Raw genomic sequence first — 15,980 nt, 5'->3', positions numbered from 1 at the left:
TGTTGTCGTGGTGCGCGAGGGCAAGAACCTCACGGGGCGGGTGCTCGGCGTTGTGGTCGGAACCGTCGGCCAGGGCGTCTTGAAACATGCGTTCGGAAAGACCGTCAAGGCTGTCGAAGCCCGCAACAGCGGCGCGGGAACGACGGAACGCTCGTGACCGGACCCGCCACGGGGACGCCGCTCGCAGGTGCCGGCAGCAGCGGCCCGCGGGAAAGCACTCGCGCATCAAACGCAGCTCCGCTGTGGAACTCCCGCTTTCACGGATCATCAGAGGTCTTCGCGCGATTGTCACTATCAAAATAAGTAAAGGGAGTTAGAGATGACCGTTGTTCATCACCGCTCCGCGACCGCGCAAGGCCAGCGACTGTTTTATCGGGAGGCCGGCCCCGTCGATGCCCCCGCGATCGTGCTCCTGCACGGCTTCCCGACCAGCTCGTTCATGTTCCGCAACCTGGTGTGCGGTATCGAACGCCGCTGCTCGCGGAGCCGAGCGTCATGTCTGATCCGGCGCGACGACCACTGACGTGGGAGAACATGAGCCAAGCCCGGGCTCCGAACCAGGCCATGGACCTCAGCTCACGGTGTGGTGTCGTGTCTCGGGTTCGGTCACGCTGCCGTGGGGGGTGACGCTGGCGGGGACGATCCATGCAGTCGAACATGAACTGCATCGAATTATGGTGCGGGACAATGGACATGGGATGACGGGCGAGGAGATCAATGCCCACGGGCTCCACCCGGCGTCGCGCCGCATCATGCTGGATAGGTATGGATTTCGGTCGCCTTGAGCGCGGCCCATAACAGCACTCCGGTCTGCAGGCGCAGGTCGGCGACGGTTGCCGGGGTGACGTCGGCGAGAACCGAGGGACTGCCGTCGAGGCGGACTCGGGTGGTATGGGCGTGCTGTTCGAGCCCGATGATGGTGACCGGCCAGGTGTTTCGCGGGCTGCCTGTTGGTTGTTCGGTGTGCAGGCTCACCGCGGTGGGAGGGAACGCGACATGGACTGCGCCCTGGGCTGGTTCGGCCACGGTGAGCGTTCCGCCATCGTCGAGGTCGACAGTGTTGCCGTGAGCTGTGCCGTGATAGAGGTTGAGGCCCACCAGGTTTGCGACGTATTCGGAGCGTGGTCTACGGGCGACTTCGCTGGGTGGTCCGGCTTGGATGACGACGCCGTTTTCGAGGATGACGAGGCGATCAGCGAGCACCATCGCGTCGAGTGGGTCGTGGGTGACCAGCACTGTATGCCCGGTGTAGTCGGAGAGATGGTGGGCGAGGTCGGAGCGAACCTGCAAACGGGTGCTGGCGTCCAGTGCGGCCAGCGGTTCGTCGAGCAGCAGCAGCTGCGGGTCGGTCGCCAGCGCGCGCGCGAGGGCAACGCGTTGCGCTTGACCGCCGGATAATGCGCGGGGTTTGGCGTGTACGTGGTCGGCGAGACCGACCCGGTCGAGCCAAAACCTGGCGCGGTCACGGGCCGCGCGGCGGTGCTGTCCGCGGGCACGCAGCCCGAAGGCGACGTTGTCCTGGGCGGACATGTGCGCGAACAGCAGGTAATCCTGGAACACGACGCCGACCGCTCGTCGCTCCGCGGGAACGAACAGGTTCGGCGGTGCGTCCCAAGTGCTGTTGTCGAGACGGATACTGCCGCTGGTGAGCGGGGTGAGTCCGGCCAGCGCCCGCAGCGCGGTGGTCTTGCCTGCTCCGTTGGGACCCAGCAGTGCGACAACCTCGCCGGGTGCCACGGTGACGGTGGCCTCGAGTTCGAATCTGTCTCGGGTGATACGTATTTCGGCATCCAGGGTCATACAACACCTCGTGTCCACCGGTCTCGCAGCGCCGCGAGTACGACCACCGACACGAAAAGCAGCACCAGGCTGAGAACGATCGCGTCCTCGGGATCGGTTTCCAGGGCCAGATATACCGCCAGCGGCATCGTCGTCGTCTTACCGGGGAAATTGCCCGCAAAGGTGATCGTGGCACCGAACTCGCCGAGCGCACGGGCCCAACACAGCACCGCGCCCGCGATCACACCCGGCATCACCGAAGGCAAGGTGACCCGACGGAAGGTCAGCCAGCGCGATGCACCGAGGGTAGCGGCGGCTTCTTCGTAGCGGGGGTCGGCTCCGCGCAGTGCACCTTCGACGGAGATGACCAGGAACGGCATCGCAACGAATGCCTCGGCAACTACGACTCCTGCGGTGGTGAAAGGTAGTGAGACACCGAACCATTCATTCAAATGGCGGCCGATGATTCCGCGCCTGCCCAGTACCAGTAGCAGTGCGACCCCGCCAACGACCGGCGGCAGGACAAGCGGGACGGTCACCAGTGCGCGCACGAATCCGAGTCCTGGTATCTCGCCGCGCGCAAGCAGCCACGCCAAGGGGATACCGAGCCCCAGGCAGAGGACAGTTGCCAAGCTCGCGCACACGAGCGAAAGGCGCAGTGCCTGGCCGACTTCGGTGCTGAACAATCGGTCGGGCACGCTGCGCCAAGGCGCACCCAGCAAGAGCCCGGCCAGCGGCAACAACAGGAACGCCAAGCCGCAGACGGCGGGCAGCACGAGAATGAGCGGTCGCCGCCCCTGTGCTGTCCGCCGTCGCGCCGACGCTCGGGTCACGGGTTGTCGAATCCCGCTTTGGTGAACACCGTGTGGGCTTGGTCGGACCGCACGAACTCGACGAACGCCGCGGCAGCCGCAGCGTTGGGAGCCTTGGCCAGCGGTGCGACCGGGTAGTCGTTGATCGCCTTGTCGGCCTCGGGGAAGTCGATACCCTCCACCTTGTCACCCGCGGCCTTCACATCGGTGCGGTAGACAAGCGCGGCATCGACCTCGCCGAGGGTGACCTTGGTCAGCACTGCTTTGACGTCGGCCTCACGAGTGTCGGGCTGCGGGGTGACACCGGCGACTTCGAACACGGCCTTGGCGGCGGCACCACACGGCACCTGTTCGGCGCACAGCGCGACCTTCGGTTCGGTCTTGCCGAAGTCGGCGAGTCCGGTGACGTGGCCGGGGTTGCCTTTGGGGACCGCGATTTCGAGGCGGTTGCGCACGAACGTCACCGGCTTGGCGGTGATATCGCCGGCATCGACGACCTGCTGCATGTTCTTCGGCGCTGCCGATGCGAACACGTCGACGGGGGCGCCCTGCTTGATCTGTTCTGCCAGTGCCGAGCTCGCGCCGAAGCTGTAGACCACCTTGACGCCGGGGTGCGCGGCCTCGAACTGCTTGCCCAACTCGGTGAACGTATCGGTCAGCGACGCAGCTGCGAACACCGTCACCGTGCCGGAGACCTTGTCGGTGGGCGCTGGGTCGGACGACTTGTCCGACCCGCAGCCGACCATCGTCAACGCGACAGCCCCGGTCAGCGCAACAGCACTGAGGGAACGAATCATCCTCATCCTCATCAACTTTCTGGGACTTCAACAACAACATGAGTGGACTTGACCGACGCGACCGCGACGCTGCCGACCTCGAGACCGAGTTCATCGACCGATTCCCGGCTCAGCAGCGACACCAGCCTGAAAGGCCCGGCCTGCATCTCGACCTGCGCCATCACCGTGTCCTTGACGATCCGCGTCACGATCCCGCGCATCCGATTCCGCGCCGAGACAGCCACTGTGGCTCCGGGCTCCGGAGCTTCGGAGTTGGCCTGCAGAAACTCGGCGAGCTCGCGGCCGCTGACGCCCTTGCGGCCGTTGTCCAGTTGGATCGCGGTCAGCCGGCCCTGATCGATATACCGCCGCACGGTGTCATCGCTGACACCCATGAGCGCGGCGACTTCACTGATCCGCAGATTCGACACGAGTGGCAGCATATTGCCGTAACCACGGAATGTATAGCCGCTTGCAGGCGCTTCCGCGGATCGTTATCTATGCGGATGCGCTGGTTACCAGCGGTGAGAGTTGTTCGAAACACGACCTCACGGTGTCTGCGGAAACGCCGGTGTCGGCGCGGAAGACAATGTGGCGGTGCTGTCATTGCGGTAGCGGTAGTAGTTCGATCAGCGTTCCCCGCCCTGTCCCGATGAGAATCTGGGCGCCGAACTCGGTCAGCAGTCCGCGCAGATGGTCGGCGGCATCGAGCCCGGTGGCCCCACTATGACCACCAGTTGCGCATCCGTCGACAACGCAAACCACGAGCGCAGCAGGTCCCGGCAGTCATCCAAATGCCATACGTCGCCGGTGGGAGGTTGATCAGAGTATCGACGTGTTCGGTGCGGAGGATCCGCGCACGCTCGAGGTGACGGAGCAACGTGCGGTCCTGGCGACAGAGCTCACGCTGCGGTGACGGGGCCGGTGGTCGAAGACCACCGGCCTGGCTGTCAGTGCGCGATGCCGCCGGTAGCCGGTGTGCGGCCGTGCCGCATGATCACGGCCAGGATCAGTGCGACGGTCGACGCGATGGCGCAGAGCCAGAAGCCGAGTTCGTAGCCGTGGTCGCCGAAGATGTCGGGAATCGGGGTGGGCGGTGTCTGCTGGCCCCCGACGCTGATCATCGCTTGCATCGCGGTGGTGTGCAGGAACGCGGTGACGATGGCGAGACCGATGGCCACGCCCATGGACTGCATGACGCCGAGCATGCCGAGGCTGATGCCCTGTTGCTCCTGCGGGACCGCCTCGACCATGAGAATCGGCATGGCCGCGTAGTAGAAGCCGAACCCGATGCTGAAGATGGAGTTCACCACCAGGAACACCGTGGTCGTGTGGGGCAACAGTGCGAGGGCAACGCCGGAAGGAGCGAAGATGGCCAGGGCGATGACCAGCGGGATCCGGGCGCCGATGCGTCGGGCCAGCAGTCCGGCGAGCGCGCCGCAGATCATCGTCACCACTGAGCCGAGTAGTGCGATCCGCAGTGCGAATTCCAGCAGGGTGTAGCCGCTGCCGTAGGTGTAACCCGGGTCCAGCGTCACCTGGACCGCCTCGGGCGGCAAGGGCTGACCGGTCATCGCCTGGACCTTGGCGAGGCTGCCCTGTTGCACGCCGGCGGTTACCGTCGCCTCGTCGGGGGTCTGTGCCATGTAGGCGATGGCGTAGGACACGATCCCGATTTGCAACGACGCGAACAACGCGCCTGCCAGAACCAGCGCGACCCGCGGGTGGAACAGCAGTTTCATGTCCATGATCGGTGTCGAGACGCGCTTTTCGACGACGACGAACAGTACGAGCAGAGCGATTCCTGCGATCAGCCAGGCGAGCGTGGTCGGCCTGCTCCAGCCCCAATCGTGGCCCTTGTCCACGTAGATCAGCGTCAGCGTGGCGCCGCCGGAGAGCAGTGCGGCGCCGACAATGTCGATGCGCTCGGTGACCCGCAGCTTGGATTCGGGCACGATCAGCCAGATCAGCGGCAACATCAGCAGAGTGAACCCGGCCAGGCACCAGAAGATCGCGCGCCAGCTGTAGTTGTCGACGAGGAAACCGCCGAGCAGCGGCCCGGCGATGGAGGAGACACCGAGGCCGGTTGCGGTGATGCCGAGGCCGAGTGGCACGAACTTGCGTGGCATCAGGTCCCGGATCAGACCGTAGGCGATGACCGCGGTCGCGATCGCGGTGGCCTGCAGGCATCGCCCGAACAGGAAGACGCCCCAGTTCGAGGTGGTCGCGTCGAGCACACAGCCGATGACGAACAGGGCGCCGCAGACGAGGAACATCCGCTTCTTGCCCCAGACGTCACTCATCTTGCCGATCAGCGGAGACGCGGCCGCACCGATCAAGCCGAAAACGATGATGGCCCAGTTGATGTTGGCACCGATACCGGGGAAGGTCGGTGCGATCTTCTGCAGGGCGGCCGCGACGATCGTGTACTGCATGGGGGCGATCTCGGAGAACAGGACGATCACCGCCAGCACCGTGAAAAGCCGTGCGCGCGAAGCACCGTCGAGGCGACCTGTGTCGATGTCGAGTTGGGGGGTACTGGTGGACATGGCCACACTCCGTTGTTCGGGAACTGCGTTCGGGTCAGTAGATGTAGGCGGTATCGGGGAGGTCGGTGACGGAGGTGCCGACGTGCACGGTGAACTCGCCCGGTTCGGTTTCCCAGCCGTTGGGTCCCCAGTGCTCGAAGGCGCGCTGGGGCAGGGGGAGGGCGATGGCGCGGGATTCCCCGGGGGCCAGGGTGACGGCGGTGAATCCCGCCAGCCAGCGGACCGGGCGATCGATAGCACTGTTCGGGCGCGCGAGGTAGGCCTGGATGACCTGCTTGCCGGGGCGGTCGCCGGTGTTGGTGACCGTGACCGAGACGGTGCGTCCTTCGACGACGAGACCGTTGGTCGTCCAGGTCGTGTAGCCGAGTCCGTGACCGAACGGGTAGGCCGGTTCGGTGCCCGCGCGCAGCCAGGCGCGGTAACCGATGTGGATGCCCTCGGTGTAGTCCAGGACGCCGTCGACGGGGGTGGTGTCGAGCACCGGGACGTCGGCCATGGTTTTCGGCCAGGTGGTCGGGAGTCGGCCGCCGGGTTCGACGGTGCCGGTGAGGACGTCGGCGAGGGCGGCGCCGAACTCCTGACCGGGGAACCATCCCAGCAGCACCGCGGCGACGTCATCGCGCCACGGCATCTCCACCGGCGCACCGGAATTCACGACGACGACAGTGCGCGGATTCACCGCGGCGACGGCGACGACCAGTTCGTCCTGGCGACCGGGCAGCCGCAGCGAGGTGCGGTCGACGCCCTCGCTCTCGATCTGTTCGGTGGTGCCGACCACGACAACAGCCACATCGGCCGCGCGCGCCAGCTCGACCGCGGTCGCGAACTCTTCGTCGTCGGCGCGCTGCGGGCGCCGGATACCGAGGGTCGCGCCGAGAATGATGCCCAGGCCGGGCATTGCCTCCTCGATACTGGACACGACCCGCACATCGACCTCTTCACCCACGGCGAGCGTGCGGGTCACATGACGCTGCGGCGGGTTGAGCAGGGCCGCCGCCGGATCGCCGGAATCGAGCGCCACGTTCTCGTCGAGCACGGTGTCGCCGTCGATGTCGAGCCGGATGTGGCCGACGCCGCCGAAACCGATCTGCCATGCACCGGCCATGTCGGCGCGCAGCCGGGTATGCAACTCGACCACGTTCGACTGCGCTGCCAGCGGCTCGCCGAGCAGCACCAGGCGGCTCGTGGTGCGATGCTGCGTGCCGAGCACCGTGTCGCCCGCGAGGTATCGCGCGGACAGTCCTGGTTCCCCGGTCTCGGGGTCGGTCATGATCGTCAGTGGAGCGGGGATCAGGTCCTCGGACAGGTGGACGCCCGCGGTGTGGGTCAGTGGCAGTCGGCCTGCCAGGCCCTCGACCGGGGTGGTGGTGTGGCCGGGGATCACGGTCGCGCTGCCGCCGCCGACGAAGCGGGGTTCGCCCGCCGACGGGCCGAGCATGGCGACGGTCGTGTCCGGTGCGAGTGGGAGAACTCCGTCGTTGCGCACCAGGACCATCGCCTGCGCTGCGACCCGGCGCACCAGGTCTTGGGCCTGTTCTTCGCTGAAAACCGGTGTCGGTTGCGGAGTTCCGTCGAGGGCGCCGACGCGGATCGCGAAACGCAGGATGCGGCGGACCTTGTCGTCGATGGCGGACTCGGCGATCTCGCCGGAGCGAACCTTTTCGGCCAGCGGCTCACCCCACAGGTACGGCGGGCCCGGCATGCACAGGTCGGTGCCCTTGGCGGCGCTCTCCGTGCCGCGTACGGCGGTCCAGTCGGAGACCACGACGCCGTCGAAACCCCAAGTGCCCTTGAGTGGTTCGTCTAGGAGCGGGCTCTCGGTCATGGTGGTGCCGTTGACCGCGTTGTAGGCGTCCATCAGCATCCAGGCGCCCGCCTCGATGGTCCGCTCGAATGGATACAGGTACAGCTCGTGCAACGCGCGGTCGCCGACGTGGACGTCGACGGTGAAGCGGTCGGTTTCGGAGTCGTTGGCCACGTAGTGCTTCGGGCACGCGCTCACCCCGTGCGCCTGCACGGCTCGCACATACGCATCGGCCATTTCGGCGGTGAGCAGCGGGTCCTCGGAGAAACACTCGAAATGCCTGCCGCCCAAGGGGGAACGGTGCAGGTTCATCGTCGGCCCGAGGACCGCGTACACGTTCTTGCGGCGGGCTTCGGCCGCGATCAGCGCACCGATCTCATCGAGCAGCGCCGGGTCCCAGGTCGCCGCAACCGCCGTGCCCGACGGCAGACTCACCGACGGATCACGTTCGTCCCAGTTCTCGCCGCGCACGCCGGACGGCCCGTCCGACACCGGCATCTCCGCAAGCCCGATCCCGGGATCGCCGGCCATCCGGAAAAGGCTCGCGCCGGAGATCAGCCGCAGCTTGCCTGCCAGGTCCAGCTTGGCCAGTAGTTCCTCGATACGGTCTTCCATGAAAAGCGGCCTCCGTCTGTCAGCGGGTGATGGTGCCGGCCTGATGGGACCAGTGGGGGTTGTGCAGGAACTCGCCGGTGCCGGAAGGGAATGCGGCGCGGGCACCGGCGATTGCCGCGGAAGCGGTCCATGCCTGCGCCGAGGTCGGCCGGATACCAGGTGTCGTAGCCGTTGCCGGTCGAGCTGCAGCAGTCGAGGTCGGCGCGCTCGGCGATCGCCCACGGGCCCGGCGCGGACGGCCGGCCTCGATCGGAGCGCCGGGCTGGTAGGTGGGCACGGACCCAGCCGGGGTCACCGCGGTCGACGCGGCGGCGAGCAGCGCGACGCAGGTCAGCGCGACGTGGGGCGCCGTACTGCAGTCGGCGACCGGACAGGAGAGTTCTGTTGCTCACGATTGTGGACGTTAGGTCTGTCGGTAGCTGGGCAAGGCTTGCCGCGCCCTTCTGCAGACTGTTGCAGACACCCCACGCGGGCTGATGTCGGCGACGTGCCCTCGATGTGATTGTTTAGCCCACCCGCATCGGAGCGCAGGCCTCGTGCGGATCTGCGTCGGGGTGAGCAGGGTGGTGAACACCGGCGTTGTCGATCGGTGGATCCGGTGTCGGTGGCCGGGTTTCAGGTGCTGGAACTGGCGCAGGCGTACGCGTTGCTGCCCACAGCCTCGGTATCGGTATCAACCGGCGGTGACAGCGCCGTGGTGCCGATACAGGTCAGGGCGCGCGGTCACCAGGTCGGGATGTGCCTGGAACTGGAGCCTCGATGTTGCAATGGCCGTTGGTTGCGTCGTGACCTGTGCGTCCGCCTGTCGGCGGACTCGTGGATCGATGCGGTCGTCGAGCGGGTGTCCACGCCACCGATTGCGGCCGGGGCGGGCTCGGTGTTGGCAGCGCTGTCCTCCAGTCAGCGGAAACGCTCACTGTCCCTTCATATTTGGTGGTCCTGGCAAGGCGTCGGCACGCTGGTGGATCGGCTGTCATATGGCAATGGATGCTTGTCTCGAGCAGGGAGACATGAAAGATGGCTACGACCCCACGATCCCGTGTGGTGGGATCAGTCCAGATGGGCCGACAGCAGCCAGGCCGGAACCGACTTGCGGCCACTGGGCTCGTCGCGCATACCCTCGAACCGGAAACCCGCGTCCGCCGGCAACTCCGCAGGCAGATTGCCATGGATTCGCGCCGGCCTGATCTCCTCGATCACCCAGTACTTCGACACCACCTCACGAAGCTCGTCGGCGGTGACCGGCGATGGCCCCGGTTCAGGCACTTCTGGCAGGGCGGCCCGGTCGAACACCAGCACGAAATACGCCGCGCCCGGCGCGGCGGCGCGCACAATCGACTGCTGATAGCCCTCCCGCGACTCGACCGGGATCGAATGGAACAACGTGCTGTCGACGATGGTGCCGAAACGGCCGTCGTAGCCGGTGAAGGAGGCGATGTCGGCGACCTCGAAGGAGGCGTTGGCCAGGCCGCGCCTGGCAGCCTCGGCTCGGGCCAGCTCGACCGCGGTCGGCGACAGATCCAGGCCAACGGTGGTGAAACCCCGCTCGGCCAGATATAGCGAGATCGCCGCCTCCCCGCATCCGACATCGAGGACATCGCCATGGAATCTGCCCTGCTCGATCAGCGCGGCGAGTTCCGGCTGGGGTTCTCCGATACTCCACGGCGGCTTGACGCCCGGCCCGAACGGGCCCCCTGTACCTCGGTAGATTTCTTCGAATTCGAAATCATGAGGGGTAGTCATAGCCCACAAATATCAGGGAACCCGATACATGTTTGGGACGTGGCCCGCGACGCGCTCGGACTGCTCACGAGCCGGTGCGCCGTTGGGGGCACGAACCTTGGATCCGAGTCACCGGCCGATCACACCGCCATCGTCGACATTCTGTGTGCATTGTGGAGAACGACGCTTCGACGCGGCGGATGCTGCGCACCCGACTCGGCGCGGGGACCGGCACCGGCTGCGGCAGGCAGTCTTTTGGGTTGCGAATCCCGGTGAGAGAGGGATAGTGCAATCCTTCGTGTCACGTGGGGGCGCCGCCGCGAAGCCAGTCGGACCAGGGGATGCTCCAATCGCCGTTCTGCCAGATGTCGAGGGGGTCGCCGCCGGTGTTGCGGACCTCGACGACGTCGCCGGGGATGACGAAGTCGTAGAACCATGCGGCATCGTTGGGGGAGATGTTCAGGCAGCCGTGTGAGACATTGGTGTTGCCTTGGGCCCACATGCTTGCGGCCAGTTCGTGCACGAAGATTCCATCGTGGCTGATGCGGACCGCGTGGTTGATGCTCGTGCGGTAGCCGCCGGAGTTGGTCGGCAGGCCGTAGCTGGCGGAGTCCATGATCACCGGGTCGTTTCGGTCCAGCACGGTGTAGACACCGGGGCGGGTCCAGAACGACAGATATCTGGACCCGACGGCCGCGGTGCCGCCCTTGCCCATCGATGTGGGCATGGTTCGCACCAGGTTCCCGTTGTCGAAGACCTCGATCTGCTTGGTGTCGTCGTCGGCGATCGCGACGTGCGCGGGGCCGATGATCACCGACACCTGTTGGTCGCGCAGGCCGTAGCGGCCCTCGCCGAGCGCGCGGCCGAAGAGTTCGGCCGTGATCGTGATCCTGGTTCCTGGTACGTGATATTGCGCCGGCCGCCAGTGTGCGTTCTGATCGTCGAGCCAGTACCAGCCACCGGTGACGGTTGGCTGGGTGGTGACCTTCAGGTGGCGTTCCGCAGCCGCCCGATCGACGGGTTCGTCGAAATGGGCGACGAGCACGAAACCCACTCCGTAGGTGTCGTTTTCGGCCAGCTCGACGAGATTGGCGGAGCGCAGGGAGACGTCGACGAGCTGTTGCGGTTGTACCGTGGTGCAGGTTGTCGTCGTGGTGACGTCGCCGGTTTCGCCGTGTGCCACGGCTTTCGCGGTGTAGGTATGTCCGTAGCCGAGTGGTTCGGTGCTGGTCCAGGTTCGATGATCGGGTGCCGGTACACCCGGCAGTGATCTGCCGGTTTCGTCGATCCATTCGACCGACCGCAGTGTCCCGTCCGTGACCGTGACCATGCCGGGGCTGCGTGCATCGATGTCGTGGGTGCCGGGTGGGGGATCGAATCGGATTGTGGCGGGTTTGGCGGGCGCGGGTTCTCGCAGCCCGCATCCGGCCAGGGTGAGGCCACCCGCACCGGCGAAGCCGATCAGTAGCCGACGACGTCCCAATGCCACCACGTATCTCCCTTCACTGGGTGCAGCAGGGCCGACCTCTGTCCGTCAGCATGTGGTAGCTACGCACTTGCTGGAACATCAACGAGCGGAATCTCCACCGATCCGTCGCACAACCGACACCGTTCCGCGATCGGGCAAGACGGTCATGGCTGGTCTGCAAGACCCGGACGGTCACACGGTCCGCTGGCGCGACCTGTCAGCTGAAACCGGCTCAGGGCCGCACGACGGTGACCAGGCTGATCAATGACTGCTCGGCGGCCGGAGTATCGCCGAGGTCACGGATGTAGTCGTTGAGGTAGACGCGCTCGCCGGTCCACCCGCGGTCGGTGAACCACTCGGTGACCTCACTGCGGGGGTCGTTGTAGATCAACCGCACCCAGTCCGAGCCCGCGTCGTCCTGCTCGGCCATCGCGGCGGCGGCCTCCGCGGGCAGCGGATCCATCTGCTCGATCGCGACCCGGCTACCGGGCGCGCTGAGCGAGACGACGGCGTCGAACAGCTGGTCCTGGGCAGCCGGCGACAGATAGATCAGCAGGCCCTCCACCAGCCACGCCGTCGACAGGACAGGATCGAAGCCGCTGTCGCACAACGCTTTCGGCCAGTCCTCACGCAGGTCCACCGGCACCTCATGGCGCTCGGCGCTCGGCTGGCGCCCAGCCTGGGCGAGAGTTTCGCGCTTGAACTCCAGCACCTGCGGCCGGTCGAGCTCGTAGACGCCAGTGCCGTCGGGCCACGGCAGCCGGTACGCGCGGGCGTCCAAACCGGCCGCGAGGATGACCACCTGCCGGATGCCGGCGGCCGCGGCCGCGTAGAGGTAATCGTCGAAGTATCGGGTGCGGGCGACCTGATGCTGCTGGAACTGAATTCCGAATTCGGGGGTCAGCAATGGATGGTCGGGCACTCGACCGTCGAGCAGGTCGGCCCACTCCCCGCCCGCGGCCCGCACGAAGAGCTCGGCGAACGGGTCCTGCGCCGGCGCATCGGCCGCGCGGCCGCCCAGCGCGCGAGCCGCCGCGACGAACAACGCCGTAGATCCCACACTGGTATTGATGTCCCAGGAATCTCCATCTGTGCGCATGCTCGCCAACGTACCGATCGTGGCGAGCTCGGTCATTCCGGCGCACCGCGACAGCGGAATCCTCCATGAATCAACCCCATAGCGGCGTTCACTCCACCGAAGGCACGGTCGGCAGGGTGAAATCCTCCGATGGAGGGGGAGGTGTAGCGGTGGCAGCCTCAGCTTGCCCGTTCCTGTTCTCCCTCGTTGAACGGATGGATGGGGCCGGGTTGTACCTCGGGGTGGCTGGCTTGCTCAGGGCGGGTCGGCGTCCGTCGTGGCGCCGGCGAGCGCGGCCCCTGCCCTCGGTGATCGGATCGACGGACCCTGCTGGTCCTGAGCCCCTGCCGTCTCACGTACGGCCTGGGCGATGGCGCGGAAGTCCTTGCGCCGGACGGCGCCGCTGGCGATCTTCGCGCTGATGCGCAGGCAAACGTCCTGCCTGGCCCGTGCATCGGAACCCTCCCGGCCAGGACTGGACGACCTACCGGGCACCGCACAACCAGCACCCGACCCCACGCTACGACGTGCACATCGCAACACCCAGCAAGACATGAGCAACGAAATCCGTCACCCCAAGACCGCGCCGCAGGTTAAAAGACAAGCTAGTCGCGCAACTGGGCGCGGGCGGCGGCGAACCATGCCTGGGTGGCGGGCAGTCCGGCCTTGATGTCCTTGCCGGCGCCGTTGAACCCGAACAGGTCTCCGGCGAACCGGCTCAGCACCGTGCCCTCGGTCTCGTCGAGTTCGGCGAGCAGCTCGGTGTCACCGAGCAAGTAGGCAACGCCGGCCACCTCTCCATTGGACCACGCATGGCGGTAGTCGTCCCAGCCGTTTCGCTGCACCGTGCGGGCCTGTCCAACCAAGCTCGTTTGCAGAGCGGCGCGTTCGGCGTCGCCGGGCTGCTGCGCTCTGAGTGCCTCCCAGGTGATCGGTTTCTCTGCTATCGCTTCCGGCTCAGTGCCGTCGCCGGGGTTGGTCTCGGTCATCAGTCGTCCTTCCTGTTGTTTCCGGCTGCTCGACGGTCGGCAGCGTGCACGACTCCGGCACCCAATCCTCAGGACCAAGGTTGATCGTCATGACGCCACGGTAAACCTGTACCCAGGTGCCGGAGGCAAGTCCCGACCGGAGCTGAGTGCCCTGACTCGCTCCTGTCCGGAACTGAGATAGTTCATCTTCCACTGAATACAGATTTTGATGTACGGTTTGTGTGTGGAGACGCTACTGCACAGTGACGCGCTGGCCCGGTTCGGTCACGCGCTCTCGGATCCGACCCGCACCCAGATCCTGTTGAGCCTGCGCACCGGCCCGTCCTATCCCTCGGACATGGCCGAGCAGATCGGGGTGACGCGCCAGATCCTGTCCAACCATCTGGCCTGTCTCCGAGGGTGCGGCTTGGTCGTTGCGGTCCCCGAGGGGCGGCGCAGCCGCTACGAGTTGGCCGATGTGCGCATCGGGGCCGCGCTCGGTGATCTGCTCGGGCTGGTGCTGGCCGTCGATCCGGCGTGCTGCCCGGTCGCCGACTCAGAGGGGTGCTGCTGATGTCGGCTCCGCTGGGGCTGCCGTCGCTGCCGACGGCCATCGCACTCCGTCCTTCACCACAGCGGCGGGCGGTGCTGTCGCGCCGGATCCGCTGGTTCGTCGCCGCGACCATCACCTACAACGTCATCGAGGCGATCATCGCCCTGAGCGAGGGCGCCCGGGTCTCCTCGACCGCGCTGATCGGATTCGGCCTGGACTCGGTAATCGAGGTGTCCTCCGCCGCGGCGGTCGCCTGGCAGTTCGCCGGCCGCGACCCCGAGAAGCGGGAGAAGATCGCGCTGCGGATAATCGCCTTCTCCTTCTTCGCCTTGGCCGCCTACGTCGCCGTGGACTCGGCGCGTGGCCTGCTCGGAATAGGGGAAGCCCGGCACTCAACGATCGGAATCGTGCTGGCTGCAGTGAGTTTGGCAGTGATGCCGGTGCTGTCGTCCGCGCAGCGCCGCGCCGGACGTGAACTAGGTTCCGCCTCCGCGGTCGCCGATTCCAAGCAGACGCTGCTGTGCACGTACTTGTCGGCGGTGCTGCTGGTCGGGCTGCTACTCAACAGCCTGCTCGGCTGGTCGTGGGCCGACCCGATCGCGGCTCTGGTCATCGCCGCGATCGCGGTCAAGGAAGGCATCAATGCCTGGCGCGGCGATACCTGCTGCCCGTCACCGACCACCCTCGGCGCCATGACCAGCGGAGGTGCAGACACGCACAACTGCGATTGCTGTGACTGACCAATCGTCCAGACCGGAAGCACTGTTGGGGTTCGGTTCTCCAGCTGGTGCAGAGAAGCCACGAGTGCGGGGAGCTGCTGCACGCGGCCCGGATAACCGGCGAACCCGAGTGGTACTGCCAAGACTGTGACCACCACGCACAAGTCGCGTAGCTCCGGGCACAGCACAAACAGAAAGGTCGGCAGGGAGTAGATCCCTGCCGACCTTTCTCTTTAGGGCAGTGCCTGGGGCGATGTCTCACACGGCGATGGGGGCACGCGTACTTGGTCATGGCTGGCTGGTGCCACCGAGTGGGTTCAGCCGGTGTCCGAGCTGTTGAGGACCGGGTCTGACCGGCCGATAACTCCGAGAAACCAGTGCGATACTCCCAACACGCCTACCAATCGATCGGAGTGCACTGAGTGAAGATCAGGGAATACCACGAACGAGACAAGGACGAGTGCCTGCGCATCTTTGTCAGCAACATGCCTGAGTTCTTCGCGCCCCACGAGATTTCGGAGTTCGACACTTTCCTCGACAACCCGCGCTGCTCCTACCACGTCATCGAGGAAAACGGTGTCGTCGTCGCATGTGGCGGATGGGTGCTCCGCCCCGACCGCTCGTCATCGCTGTGCTGGGGGATGGTGAGCAGGTCCCATCACCGTCGAGGTATCGGGGCCTATTTGCTCCACGAGCGCCTGCACCTGATTGCTGCAGACGGCTCGGCATCGTGTGTCCTCCTGGAGACCAGCCAACGTTCCAGCCCGTTTTTCGAACGTCTGGGCTTCGTGACCACCCAGACCGAGCGTGATGGTTTCGCCCCCGGTATCGACGCGGTAGCCATGCGGCTGGATATCGCGAGCCGCGACGTTCCCTAGTTGGTGCCGGACACCTCGCCGGAGATTCCCGAGCCGCATGCCCACCTCCTACCGCGCTAGGCGGCGGTGGCGTGCCGGATGATGATGTTGCCGAACGAGTTACGTGCATCCACCCGCACAATGTCCGCAGTGTCCCGCGGCCGGTCGACCGGTCCCATCACGTTCTGCACGCTGCCGTGCAGAGTGTTGGTTTCCAGCCGCACCGCACTGCCCGGGCGGATACCCACCTCCAGCTCGCCCATGGAAGTTTCCAGCCGCA

The 15,980-nt window shown here is 66.2% G+C and carries 14 protein-coding genes and 2 pseudogenes; 4 read left to right on the top strand and 12 right to left on the bottom strand.

The features are described from left to right. Positions 1 to 319: 319 nt before the first annotated feature. Positions 320 to 457: pseudogene (locus ACLMAL_RS38610) on the top strand (alpha/beta fold hydrolase); the annotation flags it as partial. A 293-nt stretch (positions 458 to 750) separates the two neighbouring features. Here ACLMAL_RS38610 and ACLMAL_RS38605 read toward each other — a convergent pair. The 11 genes from ACLMAL_RS38605 to ACLMAL_RS38555 all read right to left on the bottom strand — a co-directional run bounded on the left by ACLMAL_RS38605 (position 751) and on the right by ACLMAL_RS38555 (position 13,592). Continuing rightward, a complete protein-coding gene (locus ACLMAL_RS38605; protein WP_412003594.1) occupies positions 751 to 1,800 on the bottom strand; it encodes an ABC transporter ATP-binding protein in 1,050 nt (349 codons plus the stop codon). Further along, the gene (gene modB, locus ACLMAL_RS38600; protein WP_412003593.1) at positions 1,797 to 2,612 is read right to left on the bottom strand and encodes a molybdate ABC transporter permease subunit; all 816 of its coding nucleotides are present in this window, start codon (positions 2,610 to 2,612) and stop codon (positions 1,797 to 1,799) included. Before modB ends, ACLMAL_RS38605 begins: the two co-directional genes overlap by 4 nt. Further along, positions 2,609 to 3,388 carry a molybdate ABC transporter substrate-binding protein gene (gene modA, locus ACLMAL_RS38595; RefSeq protein WP_412003592.1) on the bottom strand — a complete coding sequence of 260 codons (780 nt, stop codon included), beginning with the start codon at positions 3,386 to 3,388 and terminating at the stop codon, positions 2,609 to 2,611. Before modA ends, modB begins: the two co-directional genes overlap by 4 nt. 11 nt (positions 3,389 to 3,399) lie before the next feature. Beyond that, positions 3,400 to 3,798, bottom strand: coding sequence for a TOBE domain-containing protein (locus tag ACLMAL_RS38590; protein ID WP_412003591.1), 399 nt, complete (start codon positions 3,796 to 3,798; stop codon positions 3,400 to 3,402). 519 nt (positions 3,799 to 4,317) lie between these two features. Further along, the gene (locus ACLMAL_RS38585; protein ID WP_412003590.1) at positions 4,318 to 5,916 is read right to left on the bottom strand and encodes an MFS transporter; all 1,599 of its coding nucleotides are present in this window, start codon (positions 5,914 to 5,916) and stop codon (positions 4,318 to 4,320) included. A gap of 34 nt (positions 5,917 to 5,950) precedes the next feature. Further along, the gene (locus ACLMAL_RS38580) at positions 5,951 to 8,335 is read right to left on the bottom strand and encodes a beta-glucosidase family protein (RefSeq protein ID WP_412003589.1); all 2,385 of its coding nucleotides are present in this window, start codon (positions 8,333 to 8,335) and stop codon (positions 5,951 to 5,953) included. 1,050 nt (positions 8,336 to 9,385) lie between these two features. After that, complete coding sequence (locus tag ACLMAL_RS38575) at positions 9,386 to 10,078, bottom strand: class I SAM-dependent methyltransferase (RefSeq protein WP_412003588.1); 693 nt, start codon at positions 10,076 to 10,078, stop codon at positions 9,386 to 9,388. A 280-nt stretch (positions 10,079 to 10,358) separates the two neighbouring features. Beyond that, a complete protein-coding gene (locus tag ACLMAL_RS38570) occupies positions 10,359 to 11,546 on the bottom strand; it encodes an Ig-like domain-containing protein (RefSeq protein WP_412003587.1) in 1,188 nt (395 codons plus the stop codon). A 211-nt stretch (positions 11,547 to 11,757) separates the two neighbouring features. Next, a complete protein-coding gene (locus ACLMAL_RS38565; RefSeq protein ID WP_412003586.1) occupies positions 11,758 to 12,624 on the bottom strand; it encodes an SAM-dependent methyltransferase in 867 nt (288 codons plus the stop codon). Between the two features lie 234 nt (positions 12,625 to 12,858). Beyond that, entirely contained in the window at positions 12,859 to 13,098 is a 240-nt protein-coding gene (locus ACLMAL_RS38560; protein ID WP_412003585.1) for a hypothetical protein, read from the bottom strand. Between the two features lie 110 nt (positions 13,099 to 13,208). Continuing rightward, positions 13,209 to 13,592 carry a hypothetical protein gene (locus ACLMAL_RS38555; RefSeq protein ID WP_412003584.1) on the bottom strand — a complete coding sequence of 128 codons (384 nt, stop codon included), beginning with the start codon at positions 13,590 to 13,592 and terminating at the stop codon, positions 13,209 to 13,211. Positions 13,593 to 13,815: 223 nt separating this feature from the next. Between ACLMAL_RS38555 and ACLMAL_RS38550 the strand changes: the two genes are divergently transcribed. From ACLMAL_RS38550 to ACLMAL_RS38540, 3 genes are all read left to right on the top strand, one after another. After that, on the top strand, positions 13,816 to 14,145 hold the full coding sequence (locus ACLMAL_RS38550) for an ArsR/SmtB family transcription factor (RefSeq protein WP_412003583.1): 330 nt from the start codon (positions 13,816 to 13,818) through the stop codon (positions 14,143 to 14,145). Further along, the gene (locus tag ACLMAL_RS38545) at positions 14,145 to 14,864 is read left to right on the top strand and encodes a cation transporter (protein WP_412003582.1); all 720 of its coding nucleotides are present in this window, start codon (positions 14,145 to 14,147) and stop codon (positions 14,862 to 14,864) included. The genes ACLMAL_RS38550 and ACLMAL_RS38545 overlap by 1 nt, the downstream gene beginning before the upstream one ends. A gap of 401 nt (positions 14,865 to 15,265) precedes the next feature. Beyond that, positions 15,266 to 15,721 carry a GNAT family N-acetyltransferase gene (locus ACLMAL_RS38540; RefSeq protein WP_412003581.1) on the top strand — a complete coding sequence of 152 codons (456 nt, stop codon included), beginning with the start codon at positions 15,266 to 15,268 and terminating at the stop codon, positions 15,719 to 15,721. Positions 15,722 to 15,777: 56 nt separating this feature from the next. Here ACLMAL_RS38540 and ACLMAL_RS38535 read toward each other — a convergent pair. Then, positions 15,778 to 15,980 (bottom strand): annotated as a pseudogene (locus ACLMAL_RS38535) (hypothetical protein); the annotation flags it as partial.

The organism is Nocardia sp. CWNU-33, assembly GCF_046764895.1.
Lineage (GTDB): Bacteria > Actinomycetota > Actinomycetes > Mycobacteriales > Mycobacteriaceae > Nocardia.
Note: the sequence above shows the minus strand (reverse complement) of the source record. Positions and strands in the feature narration are given on the sequence as shown.